The 266-nt window shown below is 72.2% G+C and carries 1 pseudogene; it reads left to right on the top strand.

What is annotated here, in order from left to right:
• Positions 1-266 (top strand): annotated as a pseudogene (locus CD790_RS35445) (polyketide synthase); the annotation flags it as partial.

The raw sequence follows: 266 nt of genomic DNA, 5'->3' as shown, positions 1-266 counted from the left end.
TGGTGTCGGGCAAGTCGGAGGCCGCGCTGCGGGGGCAGGCCGCACGGCTGGCTGCCCGTGTGCCTGGGCTGTCGCCGGTGGATGTCGGGTTCTCGCTGGCTACGACGCGGTCGGTGTTCGAGCACCGGGCTGTGGTTCTCGGTGATCTGGCTGGCGGGCTGGAGGCGTTGGCCGAGGGCCGTGAGGCCGTGGGTGTGGTGCGGGGGAGTGCCGGCGGCTCGGATGGGCGTGCCGTGTTCGTCTTCCCTGGTCAGGGTTCGCAGTGG

This window comes from Streptomyces sp. SAJ15 (assembly GCF_007595705.1).
GTDB lineage: Bacteria > Actinomycetota > Actinomycetes > Streptomycetales > Streptomycetaceae > Streptomyces.
The sequence above is the reverse complement of the archived record's forward strand: the minus strand, read 5'-3'. Positions and strand labels throughout refer to the sequence as shown.